The sequence below is a fragment of the Acidimicrobiales bacterium genome, from assembly GCA_041394245.1.
GTDB lineage: Bacteria > Actinomycetota > Acidimicrobiia > Acidimicrobiales > Aldehydirespiratoraceae > JAJRXC01.
Genome location: JAWKIR010000002.1, coordinates 1,853,521 through 1,872,908 on the forward strand (window position 1 = coordinate 1,853,521; position 19,388 = coordinate 1,872,908).

The window sequence follows — 19,388 nt, forward strand, 5'->3', positions numbered from 1 at the left end:
TCGACCTCAGACGAACTTCAGCAGGATGAAGACGACGAAGCCGATGAGGGCGAGCGCCTCGGTGAAGGCGATGCCGAGGAACATGGTGGTCTGGACCTGACCGGCGGACTCGGGCTGACGAGCCATGGCCTGGACGGCCTGACCGACGAGGTAGCCGATGCCGATGCCCGGGCCGATGGCGGCGAGGCCGTAGGCGTAACCGGCACCGGTGGCGGCGGCGGCGTTCTTGGCATCGTCGGCAGCGGAAGTGTCAGCCTCCGCGGCAAGCGCAGCAAGCTGGCTCAGGGTGCTCATTTTGGGTGCTCTCCTGGATTGTTTGGTTTAGAAGACTTGGGTCGGGGTCGGCGCTAGTGCGCCGGGTGCAGCGCCATGCCGATGTAGACGGCGGTGAGAATCGTGAAGACGAAGGCCTGGATCAGCGACACACCGACCTCGAAGGCGGTGAACGCGAGCAGACCGGCAAACGTGAACGGCTGCACGATGAACAGCAGCGACGCCGAGAACACCGAGATGCACAACACCGAGAAGGTGACGAGCAGGATGTGGCCGGCGAGCATGTTGGCGAAGAGACGAACGGCGTGGCTGAAGGGGCGGATCAGGAAGTTCGAGAGGAACTCGATCGGCGTCACGAGCGGCAACAGCGCCTTCGGCACGCCCGGCGGGACGAGGAGCTCCTTGATGTAGCCGAGGCCGTTGTGCTTGATGCCGACGGAGATCCAGGTGACGTAGACGATGAGCGCCAGCACGAGCGGTCCGGCCATGCGGGCATTGCCCGGCATCTGGAAGAACGGGATGACCTCGGTGATGTTGCCGATGAAGATGAACAGGAACAGCGAGGTCAGCAGCGGCATGTACTTGCGGCCGTCGGGGCCGATGGCGGCCTGCACGATCTGGCCGTCGACGAACTCGACGATGCCTTCGGTCGCCGTGCGGAAACCCCGGGGGACGAGGGCGTCGCCGCGGTTGCCCAAGAGGAAGACGATCGACGGAATGGCCATGCCGAGGAAGTAGATGAACGCGATCTTGTTGAAGGCGAAGTAGTCGGAATCCTTGAAAAGGAACGCCGGCCACTCGATCACGTTCTCGATCGGCGGGAACGCCACGGCTCCGATAATCACAATTGCTCCTGTTGCTGGACGGTGCTCATCTCAGGCTCCTGGATGATGCGTCGTTCGTTCTGCGGCGGCTTAAGCCCGGGAAAGGCTAGCGACGCCGACACGAAACGCATCTCCCAGAACAGCAATCCGAGATGAGAAATGATCAGAGAAATGCCGAGGGGGACGAGTTCGACCCACGACTCGTTGCGCACGAGCAGCACCGCGATGGTGATGAGACCGAGCCGGATCAGGAAGCCGAAGAGGGCGGCGCCGGCCATGAACGCCAGCGAGATGCGGGCGGCGTAGCCGAGCATCGCCGCGGCGAGCAGGAAGTTGACGACCACGATGCCGAGCCCGAGGGCGACCGACAGCGCACCGTCGGAACCCCAGAACGCCGCGCCGAGGATGATCGCCGCCGGGGCGATCATCACGCCGTGGCGGGCGAGGTCGCGAGCGACGGCGACGGCCGGCGACGGGCCGTCCATGCGCTGCGCGAGGACATTCGGCTGAGCGTTGGTCGGGAAGTTCACGTCAGACACCCGCCTGCCGTCGGGCGGTGGCCCGCAGTTCGGCTGCTTCGGCGAGGAGGACATCGCGTCGTGCCGTCGCTGCGGCCATGCGGTGCTTCCAGTCGTAGTACACCTTCGCGCCCGCACCGATCGCGCCCAGGACGAGGAGGACGATCATGAAGATCGGGGCGGTGTCGAATCGCCGATCGAGCCACAGCCCGCCGAGCGACAAGATGACCGGGCCGAGCACGAGGTCGTAGCCACCGCTGGACTGCCACAGTGCGTCGTGGAGATCGCGTTGCGCGTGCCGTTCCATCGGAGGTCCTCGAACGAACCGAACGGGCGCCGTTGCCCGCTCGTGAAAGCGTTCACAACCTAGCCGCACACCCCCCGGGGAGGCAACACCGAACGGCAGGGCCGCGCGCAATTCCGCCGCCTACACTGACGCGCAACCATGGCCCCCAGTCCCTCCACGAGCGGTGTCGCGCTCTCCGTCGTCGTCGTCACCTGGAACAGTGCCGACACGCTCGAGGCCGCGGTGTCGCCGTTGAGCGGCGAGCGCGACATCGAGCTCATCGTCGTCGACAACGACAGCGCCGACGATTCGATCGCCGTCGCGTGTCGTGCCGCGCCGGAGGCCATCGTGGTGCAGACCGGTGGCAACTGCGGATTCGCGGCGGCAGTCGACGTCGGTGCCGACGCGGCCTCGGCCGATGTGCTCGTCCTCCTGAACCCCGATTGCGTCGCCGATCCCGCCGCCCTTCGCCACCTCGCCGCCCGCGTGCACGACGGTGTGGCGGTCGCGGCGCCACGACTCACCGATGGCGCCGGTCTCGTCGCCCGATCCGTGCGACGTCGACCACGAGTGCGTGACCAGTTCGTGGTCGCGACCGGGCTGCACAAGATCTCGCATCGCCTCGACCCCGACGACGACGGCGGCGCGTCGAGCGCGACTCGACCGATGACGGTCGAGGTCGTGTCGGGCGCCTGCTTCGCGACCCCGCTCGAACGCTTCCGTGAGCTCGGAGGGCTCGATCCGCGCTTCTTCCTCTACGGAGAGGAGGTCGACTACATGGCCCGGGTCGCCGACTCGGGGGGCCGCATCGAATACGACCCCGCGGTCAGCGTCGTGCACATCGGCGGCACCTCGGCCGACAAGGTGGCATCCGGCACCGACTTCCTCCTCATGGAGTCGCGGGTTCGCTGGTTCCGCAAGCATCGTGGTCGAGTGGCCGCTCAGCTGGTGCGACTCGCCCTCACCATGTGGGCGGTCCGCCGTCGTGATCGCGCCGCGATCCGGGCGATGTGCCGGCCGATGAGCCGGATCCTGACCCCCACCCATCCGGTGCCGGATCCCGTCAGGGTCGACGCCGGGCCTCGCTGACCGATACGCCTAGCGCCAGGCGCTCGAACGGCCGGTCAGCCGACGCCACTGTTGCTCGCGCACATACGCCAGCAACTCGGGATCATCGACTCGCTCACGGCGGTTGATCACCGCCTTGCAGTACCCGACGACGAGGCCCGCGCCGGCGATGACCCATGGTCGGATGAAGCATCGTCGAACCGCCTTCGCCAGCACGAAGGCCGGGTGATACCCGCAGACGTAGGCCGCCTCGCCGTTCTTCTGCCAGTTGGGCCACTGCCCCTGCCCGTCGCCGGTGAAGCGACGCTGGATCAAGATGATGTCGCGGAAGCTGCGGGTCGTGTAGCCGTTGAGCGCCGCCTTCAGCTCGTCGAGCGTGTCCCACCCCTTCACCGCATGGATGCCCCCGATCGCGTCCCAGCAGGACCGCCGATAGATCTTGGTGGCGCCGCGGACATGGAACATCGGATGCTCCTCGAGCACGAGCTTGCCGTCGATGTCGTTCTCGATCATGCCCCCGGCGATCCCGAGTTCGGGTTCGTCGATCATGCGCTGGAGGCACCGCTCGAAGTAGTCCTCCGGCAGGTCGAGATCGCTGTCGAGCTTGACCGCGAACTCCCAGTCGATGCCGTCCATCAGTGCGAAGCCCTCGGAGAACGCCTCGACCACTCCCCCGCCCGGGCGGCGACTCCCTCGGTCCCGACGATCGATGACCTCGATCCAGTCGTGATCGGCCGCGAACTCGCGGGCGATCTCCCCGGTGCCGTCGGTCGAGCCGTCGTTGACGATCACCCACTTCGCCGGCCGCCATGTCTGCGCGACCATGCTCCTCATCGTGTAGGGCAGATACTCGGCCTCGTCTCTGGCCGGTGAGACGACGACGTACACCGGCACCGAGCCGGCGTCGATTTCGGATTCAGACATGTCGGTCCTTGTAGATGTCTCGGATGTCGTCGGCGACGGCAACGTCCCACCATCGCGGCTTGCCCTTCACGCGGTGACGCTGGCTGAGGAGGCCTCGCTCCTGCGCGAGCGCCTCGACCTCGGGCGGCGGCATCTGCACGTTCATCATGCGATGGAGCGCACCGGCGGCACCGATGAGAACGAAGCAGGTGCCGACATAGATCTGGTAGTAGAGCCCGTTGACGAAGTAGTTGGCGAAGTAGCCGGCGAGGAGCGAGCCGAAGATCACCTGTCCGAGGTGCTTCGTGGTGTCGTCGCGGGCGACATGACGGATCTGGCGGGCGACGGCGATCGCGAGCAGGAACATGAACGACAGCGCGATCACGCCGATCCACCCGATCTCGAGCAGCGACAGCAGCATCTGGTTGTCGAGCAGGAGGTAGGTGTCGGAGCCCCAGGTCCCGGCACCGCGTCCGAACCACGGGCGCTCGGCGATGAAGTCGAAGGCGATCTCGTAGTCGTTGGTTCGTGCCGTGATCGACGTGTCGTCCTCGAGACCTCGGAACAGCGACAGGATCGACCCGAGCAGCGCAGGCGACGAGATGTAGATGCCACACATGGCGACGAACCCGATGTAGGCACCCTGGATCAGTTGCCGGCGGCTCCACACCGAGATGAGCGTGCCCATCGACATGATGATCGCGAGGATCGCCGAACGCGAGACGGTCGCCGGAAGGGTGGCGCCGATGAGGAACACGGCCACCCAGTAGAACCGCGCCTTCCGCTTCGCCGGTTCGTGCAGCGCGTAGTGCAACGCGATCGGGAGGATCATCGCCATCAAGATGCCGAGCTCGATCGCGTGCGCGGTCGTGCCCGTCGCCCGATCGAAGCCGGACCGCGCCCGGGAACGGGCCAGCTCGCCGCCGTTGAGGCTGAGCCCCGGGTACTTGAGCTCGGCCACGAGATCCCACGCGAAGTAGAACTGGAGCAGGGCAGTGATCGCGACGATCGTGCCGAAGAAGACGAGCCGCCGAAGCAGCGTCTCGATCTGCTCCCGACTCTCGATCGAGGCGCCGACGAGGAGCCCGATGCCGATCATCGACGCCGTCATGACGACCTCGCGCTGACCCGCCGTGATCTCGTGGGCGTAGAGGTCGCGGTTGAAGCTCAGCATGTGCGACATGAAGACCACGGTGCCGTAGCCCCAGAGACCGGCGGCGACGGGATTCCGGCCGGGCGGCACCATCGACGGCACGAAGCGCGACACCACATAGAGGAGGCAGGCACCGAGGCCGACGACGATCGAGGGGCGGGCGATCGAACCACCCCCGGGCAGCACCCACTGCTGCGGGATGAGGAAGAGCAGCGCCATCCAGATCGTGACGATGGTCAGCGAGTCGAACTGCCACCACGGCCTCGGGCCGAGCTCCACGGAGTGTTCGAGTTGTGCCGTCATGGCTTCAGCGCTCCGAGATCACGGCGCGGCCGGGGCCGCGGCCGCGCGGCCGGGAGAACGAACTGGTCGACCGCGTATGCAGCGCCCCCGGCCAGCATCGTCGACGCCGCCACGAGTCCGAGGAGTGCCCGATTGCTCCCGGGTGGACGGTTCGGCGGATCGGTGATCGCGGTGACCACTCCTCGGAAGCGGGCAGCGCCGATGATGTCTCGGTCGGACTGCACCAGATCGAGGCGTTCGACATACGCCTGCGACACGACGTCGGCCGCGGCGGACACGCCCGCACGGGTCGGTCCCCGCAGCGTGATGACGATGATCGGGAACTCGGACTGCCAATCGAACGAGAACGTGTCCGGAAGTCCGAGGGCGCTCACCGTCGAGCGGTACTCGTCGTCGAGCATCTCGACGGCGGCGATGATGGCCGGGCCGCGGTACTGACCGCGCGCACTGTCGAGCAGGGTGTTGTCGGTACGAGGCAGCGTCACGGTGACGCGGGCTTCGGCGATGTATTCGGCGCCCGTGGTCCGCAGCTGACTCGTCGCGAACAGCCCGATCGCCATCACGGGCACGAACACCCACCACTTCCGCAGGATGGCCCACGCCATCTCCGGGAACGACACGCCGGCCCCTCGCCTAGTCCTCGGCACCTCGGCCGGCACGGGCTCGCACCCATCGGCTCGAGGTCTTCTCCTCCAGTTGCGCCGGCTCGGGCCGGTTCTCGACGGCGCCCTGACCCTGACCGGGCCGGAAATCGGCTGCGCTCTCCCCGCCGATGCCGTACTTCGACGCGTCGGACTCGTAGCGGTCCAACTCGTGGAACTCCTGGCGTCGGTCGCTGAAGAAGTAGACGACACCCTCGAACGCGAAGGCGGCCATGAAGGCGGCGAGGAGACCCACTGCGGCGACCATGGCCTGACCGGTTCGCACCGACGAGTAGTCGGCGACCGGCTCGGAGATCTCGAGAAGCTCGGCGTTGGCGAGGGCCGCCGAATCGACCCCGAAGCGGAGCTGCTGGGTGGTCATCTCCGCGGTGAACACCCGGGCGAGGACCGCGGCCGACTCCGTCGCGACCAGCTGGTCGACGTCGCTCACCTCGAAGTTCACGAACGGGTCGTTGCGGGCGACGGAGAAGTTGTAGCCCGAGGCGTAGCCGGCATCGGCGAACAGGGTGCGACGTTCGGTGGTGTGCATGACGACCACGGCCACGTTGGCGACCGAGTTGACGCCCTGCGGGGTGTCGATGATCACGTTGGACACGGTGTCCTCGGATGCATCGGGGCTCACGACCAACAAGAAGCTGCCCTCGACCGTGTAGGTGGGCGAACCACCGCTCCCTGCCGCGCTGTACAACGCAAACAGCGCGATCGGCACGGCGACATACCACCGACGCAAGAGGATGAGAACGATTGTTCTGATATCCACGAACACTCCAGACGGGCCGATGGGCGCTGTTCAGCCACCATCAGTACTGATCGGCCGCTCCTCGACATTACCAACCGTTTGCAGCGTTGGTTCGGTCGCGACCGAGCCGATCAGCAGTCGGTCGAGGCGCCATATCGCGGCGCTGCGCACGAGGGCCGACCATCGATCGACGGGCCGAAGGGAGCTGCGGCGACGGGCACACTCTCGGGGTCGACCAATCGGAGGTCGCCGACACCCGGCCGGTCGTCGAGGAACTCGGGGAACTCCGCCTGCACACCGCGGCCCTCGCACGCCTCGACGGTCACCGTCAGGTTGTCGCTGGTCCCGGCAGTGCACGGCAGCGAGGAGGCGATGTTCCCCACGGCGATGAAGTTGTCGCCGGGATCGATCGTGGATCCACCACTCGAGATGCCGACCGATCCCCGAATCGTGTTGTGGCGCAGCACGAGCGCGGTCGTCTCGGTCGATGCCCAGGTGATCGCGTGGAAACCCTCGCAGCCGGCCCGCTGCTCGACGCACTCGAGGATGAAGTTGCCCTCGAGGATCACGGTGCCGATGTCGCCTCCCGCTCCCGACCGGATCTGGAAGGCCTTGTCGCCGCACGGCATGACGATGTTGCGGACGAAGCGGAGTTCGTCACCGCCGAGAATCTGGACACAGTCGGTGTGGATCTCCCCGTCGGAGTCCTGCGGGCCGATCACGTTCGCCTCGACGAGCAGGTTCTCCGGCTGGTCGCCGTCGAACGTCTTGATCTGTATCGCGTCGGGTCCGATGTCGAACGGCCGGATGAGGTTGCCGCGCACGACCACATCATCGGCACCGTTGACGAACAGTTGTCCGATCCGGTTCGCCTCGAGGTGAGCGCCATTGCCGCCCGGAAGGATGACGATGGTGTCGATCTCGACCCCGACGATCGTCACGCCCGGCGCTTCGATCTCGACCAGGCCAAGGGTCGTTCCCTCGCCGCCGACGAGGATCGCGTCGGGCTGATCGAGCACGAGCTCGTCGGTGTGACCGGCCGCCAACTCGACGGTCGATGCCGGGAGATCGTCGGGCCGAGGGGGGCGACAGTCGGGTTCGTCACCGCAGGGCGCCTCGAACCACCATGACACTGCGTCCCCCGCGGTGCCGTCGACGGTCGACGCGGTGTCGAGGGACGAGATCGGGACATCGGCAGCACCGTCCCCCTCATCGTCATCGCCGGCGCACGCGGCACCGAGCAGTTGGACGACGAGGAGGAGGCCGACGACTCGGATCAGCAGCGCCCCACGGGCAGGGAGACCTCGTCGGAATAGCGGCACAGCATCAACGCAACATGGCCGCGGGTGATCGACTCATCAGGTCGGAACCTACCGTCGCCGAAGCCGTTCATCACCCCGACGTGGTTCGCCCAGCGGATCGCCTCGTAGTAGTAGCTCGACCGGGAGACGTCGGGCAGGGTGACGTCGGGCGCCGACGGAGAGCCGGCCGAGCGCCACAGGATGAGGGCGAAGTCGGCTCGCGAGATCGGCGCGTTGGGGCGGAAGGTGCCGTCCGGGTAGCCGGTGACGGCGCCACGAGCGATGGCCCAGCGCACCGGGGCGGAGTAGTACTGGCCGGCCGGAACGTCGATCGGCAGGGCCGCCCGTTGGCCCGGTTCGCCGTACGCCCGGAAGAGGAACGTGACGGTGTGGGCCCGGGTGTTGGTGTTGTCGTAGCCGAACTCCCACGGGGTGGCACCTTCGGTGGTGATTCCCGTGTCGTTGAGCCACTCGATCGCGTCGGCCAGTTCGCTCGAGACGCCCGAACCGCCGGAACCGCCGGAACCGCAGACCTGGTCGGCTCCGAGATCTCCCCCGGCGCAGCCGCTCTGGCGGTCGATGTCGGTGTTGGGGGCGTAGGGACTTCCGACGCCGATGCCCTTGCTGCCGGCAACGAGGTGGAGGTTCTGGACGTTCGACGATCGGTCGACCCACGTGGGTTGCCCGACGATGTCGTGGCTTCCGCACTTGGCACTGTTGACGAGATTCCAGTCGGTGTGGGGCGTGCACGGCAGGTCGGAGGCGATGTTGCCGTAGAAGTGGAGGTTGTTCGTTCCGCCCGACGTGGAGCCCGAGGACAGACCGACCGAGCCGTTGATCGAGTTGTGGATGAAGCGGAGGTCGTTGCCTTCGGCCGAGACGGTGATCGCGTGATAGCCGTTGCACAGGGTCGTGCGTGGCGCGCACTCGCTGATGAAGTTGCTCTCGACGAGCACACTCCCGACCGTCCCACCGGCCCCGCTGCGGATCTGGATCGACTTGTCGGCGCACGGGAAGAAGACGTTGCGCGCGACATAGATGTCGTCGCCGCCGAGGATCTGGAGACAGTCGGTGTGGGAGTCGCCGGAGAGCAGCTGCGGCCCGAGGATGTTGTCGATGATCGTCACGCCGATCGGGTTGTCGCCATTGAGTCCCTTGACCTGCATGGCATCGGGACCGTTGGTCTTGGGATCGATGATGTTGCCGGCCCAGTAGGTGCCGTCGGCAGCGGTGACATACGCCTGGTCGATGCGATTGTTGATCGCACGGTTGGCATCGGCTCCCGGATGGAAGTACATGACGCCGGTGTTGTTGAACCCCTGGAAGGTCAACGACGGCACATGGCTGCGGATGCCGGCGACGGTGACCGTGCCGCTGTCGGGCTTGAAGGTGATGTTGGCCGACGCCGCGTTCCAGCCGACGTTGCGGTCGATCTCCTGCAACGGGTACGACCCGGCGCGCACGCGAACGGTGTCGCCGGGGCGCGCCTGACCGAGCGCGGCGCTGAAGGTGCGGCACGGGGCGGCCGAGGTGCAGGCACTCCCCGACCCCGAGGAGCTGACGTACCAGGTGTTGGCAGCGGAGGCGGGCGAAGCCGCGAGTACCAACGAAGCTGCCAGGGATGACAGAATCGCAATGATGGCGGCGGTCGTGGAGGTCATTCGGTGCACTTGAATCTCGTCCTTGCTAGCCGATTGAAGGTTGTGTCGTTCTCGTCGCCGCCCGCAACCGACACGTAATGTCTGTAACAGAAGTGCAATGTAGTAGAAGCGGAAGCCGTAGGGGTGCCACGTGCCGAAAAAGACACCACGCCGGGTCCTGGCGGTCGCGTCGGGTGGTGGGCACTGGGTCCAGCTGCTCCGACTCCGCCCCGCGCTGGCGGGCCACGACGTCACATTCGTCACCGTCCGCGAACAGTATCGAGCCGACCTCGACGCGAGCGATCGGCTCGTCGTGGTCGAGGACGCGACCCGATGGGACCGGCTCAAGCTGGTCAAGCTCGCCCTCCAACTCCTCTGGGTCATCGTGCGCCATCGCCCCCACGTGATCATCTCGACGGGGGCCGCTCCCGGTGTCCTCGCCATCCAGCTCGGCAAGCTCGTGCGGGCCCGCGGGATCTGGATCGACTCGATCGCGAACTGTGAGGAGATCTCGATGTCGGGACGCCGCGCCGGCCGGATCGCCGACCTCTGGCTCACCCAGTGGCCCCACCTGACGACCGAGGAAGGACCGCACTACGCGGGGTCGGTCGCATGATCCTCGTCACGGTCGGCGCCCAGATGCCGTTCCCCCGCCTGATCGACGCAGTGGACGAGTGGGCCGAACGGCACCCCGATGCGGAGGTGTTCGCCCAGATCGGCGACCAGACACCGCCACCGACGCACCTCCATCACGTGGCTCTGGTCGACCCGGCCGAGCTACGGGCGAAGATCGAGGAGGCCGAAGTCGTCGTCGCCCACGCCGGCATGGGAACGATCATCACCTGCCTCGACCTGGGAGCTCCCCTGGTGATCTTCCCGCGCGAAGGGGCACGTCGCGAGACCCGCAACGACCATCAGGTCGCGACCGCGCTCCGGTTCGGCGAACGTCCCGGCATCTGGGTGGCCGACACTCCCGGATCGCTGCACGATCTGCTCGACCGTCGTGGCGACCTGCGGTCCCAGACCCCGACGGCCCCCGAGACCTCACCACAACTCCTCGACACCATCCGGACCTTCATCGATGCGTAGCGGCTATCACCTCCATCAGGCGCTCACCCGGGTCCGCGACAAGGGACTCTCCTTGATGGTGCGGGGGGCGTTCGCGTCGTTCGGCCGACACAGCGTGCTCGCCCATCCGGTCCGCCTCGGCGGCGTCGAGCGGATCCGGATCGGATCGGGCGTCTACATCGGCGCGTCGTCATGGCTCCAGGTCGTCGATCCGCCGGAGGGATCCGGCCCGCAACCCGACGTCGTCATCGACATCGCCGACAACGTCCGCATGTCGGGGATGTGCGTCATCTCCGGGGCCACGAGCATCCGCATCGAGGAAGGTGCGCTGCTCGCCCGCAACGTCTACGTCGCCGACCATGGCCACGCCTTCATGGCCGACGACGTCGCCATCCACGAACAGGGAATCAGTTCACTCGAGGCCGTTCGCATCGGTGCCGGCGCCTGGCTCGGCCAGAACGTCGTCCTGCTCCCCGGCGCCGACATCGGCCGCGGCGCCATCGTCGGTGCGAACTCGGTCGTGCGCGGCACCGTGCCCGACCGGAGCGTGGCCGTCGGTGCCCCGGCCCGCGTCGTTCGTGCGCTCGACGACGACTGAGACCGCGATGGAATCGATGACCGCCCCCCGAGACGTCGTCTTCACGTTCTCCACCGAGACGCTCGCCGATGCCGACGCCCGTGGCCTCGCGCGACCGCCGGAACGGATGCTGCAGACGCTCGTCCGTAGCGAGCGCGTCGGCAAGGTCCTCGTCGTCGATGCCCCTCGTTGGCTTCCCGCGAAACTCCGAAGGGGACCCACGCCGTGGCCTCGAGGACTCGGAAGCCCTCGAGCCCACCTCCGTCCCGTGCGGCTCCGTCGTCGGGAAGCGGTCTCGATCGACGACATCCGCGCCGAGGTGGCCCGCCGCGACGCAGTCGTGCGGGCCGCTGCGGATCGGGCCGGGCTCCGACAACCGGCGGTGGTCAGCTTCGATCCGCTCTTCGCCGGATTCGCCCCCCTGGAGTGGGCCGGGCCGGTCACCTACTACGGCCGCGACGACTGGTCGCGCTTTCCTCCCCGGCAACCGTGGTGGCCCGCCTACCTGGCGGCCTACGAGGGCCTGCGGACGACGGGCCGCGGCGTGCTCACGATCAGTCGCCCCCTCCTCGACCGCATCGCCCCGACCGGTCCCGCCGCGGTGATCCCCAACGGCATCGACCCGACCGAGTGGCTCGAACCCGGGCCCCCGCCGCCGCTGACGCGAACCCTCCCCCGCCCGATCTTCACGTATGTCGGCACGGTCGACGAGCGCATCGACGAGCGCCTGCTCCCCGACCTCGTGGCGGCACCCGGCAGCGTGCTGCTCGTCGGCCCGTGTCGCGACGACGACCGACGCGCCCGACTCGAAGCGCTCGGCGCCACGTTGCACGTCGCGGCCGACCGGGCCGAGCTCGCTGCGCTCGTGAGCGACTCCGATGTCGGACTCATCCCCCACACCCGAACCGATCTCACCGAGGCGATGAGCCCGCTGAAGCTCTACGAGTACCGCGCCGCAGGGATTCCGGTCGCGACCGTCGATCTTCCACCGATCGCGGCGGAGGCGGCCGACGACGACGCCATCGTGCTCGCCGCGCCGGGTGCGGCGGGTTTCGCAGCGGCTGCGGCCGACGCGGCCGAACGAGGACGCGACGACGAGACCACCCGACGCGACTATGTCGAACGGGCATCGTGGGCCGGTCGGCACCGGACCGCGCTCGAGATCGCGTTGCGGGCATGACCAGCATCCGATCATCGGTCGGGTGGAACGCCCTGTCGCTCGGCGGACGCCAGGGCCTGCGCGTCGCCACTGCGCTGCTGCTGGCCGGCATGCTCGGCCAGGAGAACTTCGGCATCATCGGGATGGCGACGGTCTACGTCACCTTCGGCACGATCTTCGTCCAGTTCGGTTTCGGCACGGCCCTCGTGCAGAAGGAGGAGCTGCAACCCGGCCACATCGGCGCCGCGTCGTGGCTCTCGCTCGGGAGCGGCGGCGCCGTCGCCCTGCTCACCCTCGTGGTCGCGCCGGTCGTGGCCGATTTCTACCGCACCGACGAGCTGACCTCGGTCCTCCGGGTGCTGTCGGTGCTCGTGATCCTCAAGGCATTGGCCATCGTGCCGAGCAGCCTCCTCATGCGAGATATGCGGTTCGCCCCGCTGGCCCGGGCGGAACTGGCCGGTGCGGTCGCCGGCGCGGCAGCCGGGATCACCGCCGCGATCCTGACCGACTCGTACTGGGCCATCGTCTGGCAGATGATCGTCACCGACGCGGTCACGCTGCTCGGCATCCTCCTCGTCGAGCGTCACCACGAATGGCGCACCAGTCGGGCGGAGGTGAAGGAACTCTCGGGGTTCGGCGCGAAGCTGCTCGGCACCAACCTGGTCAACTTCGCCTCGGGCAATGGCGACAATGTCGTCGTGGGCCGCGTCGAGGGACCCATCGCGCTGGCCGACTACTCGCTGTCGTACCGCGTCCTGTCATTGCCGCTCCAGATCGTCGGGCAGACCGTGGCCCGGACGATCCTGCCGACCTTCTCCCGACTCCAGCACGACCGTCCAGCGGTCGCCGACCTCTACTACCGCAGCCAGCGCGCCATCGCCGCGCTCGTCACCGGTCCGCTGGTCGTGATCGCCCTCGCCTCGCACGACGCGATCCCGTGGGCGTTCGGCGACGAGTGGGCGTCGGCCGTGACGGCGACCCAGTGGATCGCGGTCGCCGGCATCCTCCGACTCGTCTTCGGCAACGGCGGCGCGACCATGGTCGCCATGGGTCACCCGGGCTGGCAGTTCTGGTGGTCGCTCGCGACCACGACGGTGTCGGTCACCGGATTCATCGTCGGCGTGCAGTGGGGCATCGAAGGGGTCGCCGCGTCGATCGTGATCGCCGGCGTGCCCCTCGGTCTGCTCGGCGTCGCCATCGTCGGACGCCTCATCCCCGTCACGCCGCTCGGCTCGCTCGTCCGACTCGCGCCCATCGCCGCGGCCGGCGGCGGTCTGGTCGCGCTGTGGTGGCTCGTCGCCCAACCCAGCAGCGACTGGCCGACCCTCGTGCGCCTCCTGGTGCGCTGCGGCACGACCTCTGCGGTCTATCTCGTGCTGATCGCCATGATCCCCGCCGTGCGGGCCGACATCACCCGGCTCGTGCGCCGGACACCACCCGTCCCCCACACTTCGGTGACACCGACATGACACTTCACAACGACGTCACGATCGCCGCGATCATTCCGGCCTACAACCGGGCCACGACGATCGTGCGCGCCGTCGAGAGCATCCTCGCGCAGACGCGACCCGCCGACGAGGTGCTCGTCGTCGACGACGGGTCGACCGACGACACCCGAGCCCTGCTCGAGCCCTTCGGCGATCGAGTGCGGGTCGAGACGATCGACAACTCCGGTGCCGCCGTCGCCCGCAACATCGGGGCGGCACGCACCGAGGCCGACTGGATCGCGTTTCTCGACAGCGACGATCACTGGCTTCCCGACCATCTCGAACGCATCACCGCGGCCATCCGCGCGACGGAGGGCCGCGCGGGCGTCTACTTCGACGACACCAGCCGACCCGTGGGCGACCGCGACGACGCCTCGCTCTACGAGCTGGCCGACTTCGCCGTCGACGGCGCATGGGAGTTGGCCGAGGATGCGACCGACTGGGTGGTCCGGCGCCGCCAGCCGACGATGCTGCAGTCGTCGGTGTTCTCGCGCACCGCGTGGGACTCGGTCGGCGGCCTCTGGCCGGAGCTCCGATCCCGCCACGACACCCATGTGTTCCTGCGCCTCGGGATCGGCAAGCCGATGTGTGCGGTCGCCGGCACGGGCTGCCAGATGACCGACGACGACACGACCGGCAACCGTCAGATGGACGCGATGGGGACGCGGTCGCGGCGCTACTGGCACCACACGGTCGCGCTCTACGGCGACATCCTCGACCGCCACGGCGACGATCTCGACGAACCGCACCGGGAGATGCTCGCGGCCCGGCTCGCCCGCGGACACCTGTCGCTCGCACGCCACGATCTCCGCTCGGCTCCGCTCTCGGCCGTCCGGAGCGTGGTCGCCGCGGTGAGAGCCGACCGACCGACCGCGCTCGGACCGATCACCCGTCGTCTGCGGAGGCGACGCTGATGGTGTCGGTCTCCGTCGGCGTCCCCGTCTGGAACGGCGAGCGGTATCTCGAGGCGTGCGTCGCCGGGCTACTCGGCCAGACCCGACCGCCGGACGAGATCCTGATCTCCGACAACGCGTCCACCGACGGCACCGCGGCGCTCGCCGACGGTCTGGCCGCGGCCGAGCCCACGGTTCGGGTCGTCCGTCACGCCGAGAACGTGGGTGCGGCGGGCAACTTCAACGGCCTGGTCACGCGCGGCGACGCGGAGCTGTTCGCCTGGTGCCCGCACGACGACGTGTGGTCTCCCCACCTGCTCGCCGAGCTGATCGCGGCACACGACGAGCCCGGCGTGGCGATCGCCTACGGCGCGCCCCACTTCATCGACGCCGACGGTGAGCCTGCCGGCGAACCCGAACCGGCGATATGGACCGACCGCGACGACCCGATCGACCGGCTGCGCGAGCTCTTCGCCGACCCGATCCGTTCCCACCTCCACGTGTGCAATCCGGTCCTCGGCCTGATGCGGCGGGACCTGCTGATCGACACCGGCGTCATCCGACCCTACGGCGGCTCCGACAAGGTGTTGATCGTCGAGATGGCGTTGCGAGGACGACTCGTTCCCGTCGATGCCGCATTCCATCGCCGTCTCCACGAGACCTCGTCGGTCAAGGCGAACCCCGACGGCGAGTCCCGGCGACGATGGTTCGATCCGAATGCGACCGGCCCGGCACTACCCGAGTCCCGCCTTCTCGGCGGATTCTGGTCCGCCGTGTCGGATGCGCCGCTGACGCCGGCGCAGCGGCGCTCGGCGCGACGCGTCCTGCTCTCGTGGGCCCGACAGGGGCGCCGTCCCCGAGTCCTGCTCGGCGAGGCCCGACGCTGGGCTGCGTGGCGAGCACAGCGGGCGGTCGCGACGGTCAGTTCAGCTGGGCGGCCCTGAGCTGGAGGACCGCCTCGTCGCTGAGACGGTCGCTCTCGGGAACCTCGGAGATCCGCAGCGAGCCGTAGCGCACCGCGACCTCGTGGGCGACGAGCACGAAGCTGCCCGAGCCGGCCTCGACCTCCGGAGCGACCTGGGCGACATAGCTCACCATCCAGTCGGGCTCGGGCGACCCCTCCGGCCAGAGCTTCGCCCGGAACACCGAACCACCGCTGCCCACGATCGACTGCGCCTGGCCCCGGAAGAGGTAGGTGCGTCCGACCCTGACCTGCTCGGTGAGATCACGGGTGACCACCGTGCCGTTCGGGTTCTGCATCTCGAGGACGTTGTCGCCGTTCAGCTCGATCGCGTAGAAGGGGAAGGCACCGTAGGGCGTTTTCGTGTTGCCCCCATCGGGGCGGAAACCCTGCTGGGGCTGACTCCCGGGCGTGAAGCTCTCGTTGTGGCCGTTCCACCGCAGCAACATGCCGAAGCCGGGCGTGGTGGAGGTGAACGGGTTGAAGTCCTCACTGATCGCGTCGATCGTGATCGGGAACTGGACGTCGAAATCGGTCCACTCGATGTCGCCGACGGCGAGAAGGCGGTCGTAGCCCAGGCTCTCCTCGTCGATGACGAGTTCGTCGCCCTCGATCTTCCAGCGCCCGTCGACCACCTCGACGAGCCCGTCGAGTTCCTGGACGCTCCAGTCGATCACGCCGGGTAGGGGAAGCTCGTCGACCGGTTCGTTGACGATCTGGACGAGCGCGGTCGTCACATCGCCGACATTGTCCGCGGCGCGGATCTCGACCGTGTTGACGCCTTCTCGCAGGCGGGTACGGAGGATGTCGATCACGAAGTCGCCCTCGCGCACGAGCCGGCGATCGTTGGGGCCGAGCGAGAGACTCTCGGATGCTTCGCCGTTGAGACTGAAGACCAGCGACGCGACACCGTCGGGGTCGCTGACATTCCCGTGGATGTCGTACCACCGTTGGGCGACGCCCTCGCCGGCGTTCATCTCGGGGCCGTAGAAGAGATCGATCATGGGGCTGTTGTCGGTCGACTGGTAGGGCTTGAGCACCCGTACGACCACCGTGCGGATGTCGGACAGCCCGTTGTCGTCGGTCACGGTCAGCGTCACGACGTGTTCCCCGACATCGAACTCGCCGGTGTAGTCGGGGGTGAACGCGAGGTCCTCGAGCTCTTCGCTCCAGCGATAGTCGACGATCGGCGCGTCGGGTGCACGAACGTTGCCGGTCGCGTCGAGACTGACCTGCTCGACGCCGTCGCCGTCGATGTCGATGGCCACCGCCTGCGACGGGACCTGGATCACCGGCACACGAGGGATCTCGACATCACCCAACGCGACGGGCGCCGGATCGTCGGCGCCGCACGACGATGCGACGAGGGCACACGCGACGAACAGGAAGGCAGACCGCCGCATCACGCCCCCAGCCCCAAGAGTTCCGCTTCGACGCCGACACGCGCGAGTTCTTCGCTGATCTCGTCCATGTAGACCGGGTTCATCACCACGACCGTATCGACCGCGAACCCCGGAAGATCGTCGGGGTGGCAGATGGCGAGACCGGAGCCCGGAAGGTAGCGGCCGGCCTTGGCCGGATTTATGTCGACCGCGACCACGGGTGCGAACTCCGGCACGGCGGAGAGGAACGCGACGGCCTTCGAGCTGGCGGCCCACACCGCACACCGACGACCCTCGGTCTGTGCCGCCCACCGGCGCCACTCCTCCACGCTGTCGGCCAGCGCACCGAAGTCGGGACGATCCCCACGGGGCTCGAACGGCGTGGGAGACGCGAGTCGGGCATGGGCGACGAGGTACTGGCCGTTGTAGTCGAGGCGCGACATGACGACCTCGAACCCGCTGCGCCGGAGCAGCCCGTCGAACCCGACCTGGTCGACATAGCTGCAGTGTTCGAAGTAGATGTCCCAGAAGGCCGCTTCGGTCGCGATGCGGCCGCTGTCGGGCACCTCGAGATAGACGACGACATCGGGCCGATCGGCAAGCTCGCCGCGGATGACGGCGAGGAAATCGGCGATGTCCGGCACGTGCTCGAGCGTGTGACGACAGATCACCACATCGGCATCGAAGTGCCCGGACCCGACGCCGAACGACTCCGCCCGGAGCTCGACGGCGCCATCCACCGCGGCGCGGCGACCGAGCGCCGGGTCGAGCCCGATCCCGGTGCCACCGGACGCCTCGCAGAATCGACGCAGGAAGTCGCCATCGCCACACCCGATCTCGAGGGCCCTCGCCCCCTTCAGCTGGTGCGTGTCGATCATCTCGTCGATCACTCGTCCCGCGAACGCCTGGAAGAAGGTCGAGTGACCCTGCGAATCCTCGTAGTCGTCGTCGTAGACGACGAGGTCGGGATCGAACGCCGAGTTCTGCACGAATCCACACCGTTCACACTGTTGGATGACCAGATCGCCGCGGGTCACCGCCCGTGCCGCCGCGGCATCGGCGTAGAGCCGGGAGTTCTCGACCGGCACCGACGGCGCGTCGAAGACCGTCGACAGCTCGGTGTGCCCGCAACTCCGACAGCCGGCGTCTGTCACGTGGGCGCGTTGCCGTCCGTCCAACGGACGGTCTGGTCGAGCCGACCAGCGGCCTGATGTGCGTCGAGTCGCTTGAGGCGGATGAAACGGTCGGAGAACAGCGTGTCGATGTCGAGTCCGGCCTCGCGGAAGTCCTCGGCCATCTGGGCGATGCCGGTGCGCACCGTGAACTTCGGCTGGAACTCGGGCAGCTCGGTCGCGATCCGGGTGAAGTCGACCTTGTAGTCGCGCTTGTCGGCGCCACTTCCCTCGGCCACGGAGATCTCCGCACCGGGAACCGCCTCGGCGACCATCTCGGCCACGGTGATGACCTGGTAGTTCTCTTCGGTCCGACCGACGTTGAACGGCCGGTCGTGTACCCGCTCGACGTCGTCGACCGACAACACGGCCTCGACGGCGTGGGCGATGTCGGCCACGTGGACGAACGGGCGCCACGGGGTGCCGTCGCTCATCAGCACGATCCGGCCCTCGACGACGGCCCGGGCCGTGATGTCGTTGATCAGCAGATCCATCCGCAACTTCGGCGACGAGCCGTAGGCCGTCGCGTTGCGCATGTAGGTCGGATGGAAGTCGTCGTCGGCGAGTTCGGAGATCGCGAACTCGGCTCTCACCTTGGACTCGCCGTAGGGGGTGACGGGGTTGAACGCCGCCGTCTCGTCGAGCAGGGAGCCGTCGCCCGCGCCGTAGAGCGAGCACGACGAGGCGAACACGAAGCGACGCGCGCCCGCCGCCTTGGCCATCTCGGCCATGCGCACCGAAGCCCGCTCGTTGATGCCGTAGGTGAGATCGGGGTCGACATTGCCGAGTGGGTCGTTCGAGAGGGCGGCGAGATGCACCACGCCCTCGATCCCCTCGAAGACCTCCGGGCCGACGTCTCGCACGTCGCCCCACGAGGTGGACGGTGCCGTGTTGTCCTGGAAGTCCATCTTCTGGAACAGGCCCGTGTCGAGGCCGACGACGTCGTGCCCGGCCCGTTCGAGCATGGGGCAGAGGATCGAGCCGATGTAGCCATCGCTACCGGTGACGAGAACGCGCAT

21 protein-coding genes are annotated in these 19,388 nt (G+C 67.9%); 8 read left to right on the forward strand and 13 right to left on the reverse strand.

Features of this window, described 5'->3' with window-relative positions; genetic code table 11:
- Positions 1-6: 6 nt before the first annotated feature.
- The 4 genes from atpE to R2707_09350 are packed head-to-tail and all read right to left on the reverse strand — an operon-like array spanning position 7 to position 1,922.
- Entirely contained in the window at positions 7-294 is a 288-nt protein-coding gene (gene atpE, locus R2707_09335) for an ATP synthase F0 subunit C (protein MEZ5245286.1), read from the reverse strand.
- 53 nt (positions 295-347) lie between these two features.
- Entirely contained in the window at positions 348-1,103 is a 756-nt protein-coding gene (atpB, locus tag R2707_09340; GenBank protein MEZ5245287.1) for a F0F1 ATP synthase subunit A, read from the reverse strand.
- Positions 1,104-1,114: 11 nt separating this feature from the next.
- Entirely contained in the window at positions 1,115-1,636 is a 522-nt protein-coding gene (locus R2707_09345) for an ATP synthase subunit I (protein MEZ5245288.1), read from the reverse strand.
- The gene (locus tag R2707_09350) at positions 1,629-1,922 is read right to left on the reverse strand and encodes an AtpZ/AtpI family protein (protein MEZ5245289.1); all 294 of its coding nucleotides are present in this window, start codon (positions 1,920-1,922) and stop codon (positions 1,629-1,631) included. The genes R2707_09345 and R2707_09350 overlap by 8 nt, the downstream gene beginning before the upstream one ends.
- 138 nt (positions 1,923-2,060) lie before the next feature.
- Here R2707_09350 and R2707_09355 point away from each other — a divergent pair, with 138 nt between their 5' ends.
- On the forward strand, positions 2,061-2,990 hold the full coding sequence (locus R2707_09355) for a glycosyltransferase family 2 protein (protein MEZ5245290.1): 930 nt from the start codon (positions 2,061-2,063) through the stop codon (positions 2,988-2,990).
- 9 nt (positions 2,991-2,999) lie between these two features.
- On the opposite strand, the gene R2707_09360 is transcribed toward R2707_09355, so the two are convergent.
- The 6 genes from R2707_09360 to R2707_09385 form a co-directional block, all read right to left on the reverse strand.
- Positions 3,000-3,893: a glycosyltransferase family A protein gene (locus tag R2707_09360; GenBank protein MEZ5245291.1), complete on the reverse strand. Its 894-nt coding sequence runs from the start codon at positions 3,891-3,893 to the stop codon at positions 3,000-3,002.
- Complete coding sequence (locus R2707_09365; protein MEZ5245292.1) at positions 3,886-5,328, reverse strand: O-antigen ligase family protein; 1,443 nt, start codon at positions 5,326-5,328, stop codon at positions 3,886-3,888. The genes R2707_09360 and R2707_09365 overlap by 8 nt, the downstream gene beginning before the upstream one ends.
- The gene (locus R2707_09370; GenBank protein ID MEZ5245293.1) at positions 5,325-5,948 is read right to left on the reverse strand and encodes a hypothetical protein; all 624 of its coding nucleotides are present in this window, start codon (positions 5,946-5,948) and stop codon (positions 5,325-5,327) included. Before R2707_09370 ends, R2707_09365 begins: the two co-directional genes overlap by 4 nt.
- A 13-nt stretch (positions 5,949-5,961) precedes the next feature.
- Entirely contained in the window at positions 5,962-6,699 is a 738-nt protein-coding gene (locus R2707_09375) for a hypothetical protein (GenBank protein ID MEZ5245294.1), read from the reverse strand.
- A gap of 161 nt (positions 6,700-6,860) precedes the next feature.
- Positions 6,861-8,051: a hypothetical protein gene (locus tag R2707_09380; protein MEZ5245295.1), complete on the reverse strand. Its 1,191-nt coding sequence runs from the start codon at positions 8,049-8,051 to the stop codon at positions 6,861-6,863.
- Complete coding sequence (locus R2707_09385; GenBank protein MEZ5245296.1) at positions 8,006-9,691, reverse strand: S-layer homology domain-containing protein; 1,686 nt, start codon at positions 9,689-9,691, stop codon at positions 8,006-8,008. The genes R2707_09380 and R2707_09385 overlap by 46 nt, the downstream gene beginning before the upstream one ends.
- A 130-nt stretch (positions 9,692-9,821) precedes the next feature.
- On the opposite strand from R2707_09385, the gene R2707_09390 reads away from it, so the two are divergent.
- The 7 genes from R2707_09390 to R2707_09420 are packed head-to-tail and all read left to right on the forward strand — an operon-like array spanning position 9,822 to position 15,798.
- Positions 9,822-10,286: a hypothetical protein gene (locus tag R2707_09390; protein MEZ5245297.1), complete on the forward strand. Its 465-nt coding sequence runs from the start codon at positions 9,822-9,824 to the stop codon at positions 10,284-10,286.
- Positions 10,283-10,759, forward strand: a complete 477-nt coding sequence (locus tag R2707_09395; protein ID MEZ5245298.1) for a glycosyltransferase — start codon at positions 10,283-10,285, stop codon at positions 10,757-10,759. Before R2707_09390 ends, R2707_09395 begins: the two co-directional genes overlap by 4 nt.
- Positions 10,752-11,336 carry an acyltransferase gene (locus R2707_09400; protein ID MEZ5245299.1) on the forward strand — a complete coding sequence of 195 codons (585 nt, stop codon included), beginning with the start codon at positions 10,752-10,754 and terminating at the stop codon, positions 11,334-11,336. The genes R2707_09395 and R2707_09400 overlap by 8 nt, the downstream gene beginning before the upstream one ends.
- 16 nt (positions 11,337-11,352) lie before the next feature.
- Positions 11,353-12,495, forward strand: coding sequence for a glycosyltransferase (locus R2707_09405; protein MEZ5245300.1), 1,143 nt, complete (start codon positions 11,353-11,355; stop codon positions 12,493-12,495).
- Positions 12,492-13,943 (forward strand): lipopolysaccharide biosynthesis protein, encoded by a 1,452-nt coding sequence (locus tag R2707_09410; protein MEZ5245301.1) that lies wholly within the window; start codon positions 12,492-12,494, stop codon positions 13,941-13,943. Before R2707_09405 ends, R2707_09410 begins: the two co-directional genes overlap by 4 nt.
- On the forward strand, positions 13,940-14,875 hold the full coding sequence (locus R2707_09415; protein ID MEZ5245302.1) for a glycosyltransferase family A protein: 936 nt from the start codon (positions 13,940-13,942) through the stop codon (positions 14,873-14,875). The genes R2707_09410 and R2707_09415 overlap by 4 nt, the downstream gene beginning before the upstream one ends.
- Complete coding sequence (locus R2707_09420; protein MEZ5245303.1) at positions 14,875-15,798, forward strand: glycosyltransferase family 2 protein; 924 nt, start codon at positions 14,875-14,877, stop codon at positions 15,796-15,798. Before R2707_09415 ends, R2707_09420 begins: the two co-directional genes overlap by 1 nt.
- On the opposite strand, the gene R2707_09425 is transcribed toward R2707_09420, so the two are convergent.
- Genes R2707_09425 through R2707_09435 form a run of 3 tightly spaced genes read right to left on the reverse strand, consistent with a single transcriptional unit; the run spans position 15,776 to position 19,388 of the window.
- Entirely contained in the window at positions 15,776-17,218 is a 1,443-nt protein-coding gene (locus R2707_09425; protein MEZ5245304.1) for a PKD domain-containing protein, read from the reverse strand. The two genes, R2707_09420 and R2707_09425, sit on opposite strands and share 23 nt — an antisense overlap.
- Positions 17,218-18,351 carry a methyltransferase domain-containing protein gene (locus R2707_09430; GenBank protein ID MEZ5245305.1) on the reverse strand — a complete coding sequence of 378 codons (1,134 nt, stop codon included), beginning with the start codon at positions 18,349-18,351 and terminating at the stop codon, positions 17,218-17,220. The genes R2707_09425 and R2707_09430 overlap by 1 nt, the downstream gene beginning before the upstream one ends.
- Positions 18,348-19,388, reverse strand: a complete 1,041-nt coding sequence (locus R2707_09435; protein MEZ5245306.1) for an SDR family oxidoreductase — start codon at positions 19,386-19,388, stop codon at positions 18,348-18,350. Before R2707_09435 ends, R2707_09430 begins: the two co-directional genes overlap by 4 nt.

Bases quoted from the DNA above. Each gene is read 5' to 3' on its own strand.
- R2707_09395 (MEZ5245298.1), top strand. From the start codon at position 10,283: ATGATCCTCGTCACGGTCGGCGCCCAGATGCCGTTCCCCCGCCTGATC.
- R2707_09385 (MEZ5245296.1), bottom strand. From the start codon at position 9,691: ATGACCTCCACGACCGCCGCCATCATTGCGATTCTGTCATCCCTGGCA.
- R2707_09400 (MEZ5245299.1), top strand. From the start codon at position 10,752: ATGCGTAGCGGCTATCACCTCCATCAGGCGCTCACCCGGGTCCGCGAC.
- R2707_09355 (MEZ5245290.1), top strand. From the start codon at position 2,061: ATGGCCCCCAGTCCCTCCACGAGCGGTGTCGCGCTCTCCGTCGTCGTC.
- R2707_09360 (MEZ5245291.1), bottom strand. From the start codon at position 3,893: ATGTCTGAATCCGAAATCGACGCCGGCTCGGTGCCGGTGTACGTCGTC.
- R2707_09420 (MEZ5245303.1), top strand. From the start codon at position 14,875: ATGGTGTCGGTCTCCGTCGGCGTCCCCGTCTGGAACGGCGAGCGGTAT.
- R2707_09425 (MEZ5245304.1), bottom strand. From the start codon at position 17,218: ATGCGGCGGTCTGCCTTCCTGTTCGTCGCGTGTGCCCTCGTCGCATCG.
- R2707_09365 (MEZ5245292.1), bottom strand. From the start codon at position 5,328: ATGACGGCACAACTCGAACACTCCGTGGAGCTCGGCCCGAGGCCGTGG.
- atpE (MEZ5245286.1), bottom strand. From the start codon at position 294: ATGAGCACCCTGAGCCAGCTTGCTGCGCTTGCCGCGGAGGCTGACACT.
- R2707_09435 (MEZ5245306.1), bottom strand. From the start codon at position 19,388: ATGCGCGTTCTCGTCACCGGTAGCGATGGCTACATCGGCTCGATCCTC.
- R2707_09350 (MEZ5245289.1), bottom strand. From the start codon at position 1,922: ATGGAACGGCACGCGCAACGCGATCTCCACGACGCACTGTGGCAGTCC.
- R2707_09405 (MEZ5245300.1), top strand. From the start codon at position 11,353: ATGACCGCCCCCCGAGACGTCGTCTTCACGTTCTCCACCGAGACGCTC.
- R2707_09410 (MEZ5245301.1), top strand. From the start codon at position 12,492: ATGACCAGCATCCGATCATCGGTCGGGTGGAACGCCCTGTCGCTCGGC.
- R2707_09415 (MEZ5245302.1), top strand. From the start codon at position 13,940: ATGACACTTCACAACGACGTCACGATCGCCGCGATCATTCCGGCCTAC.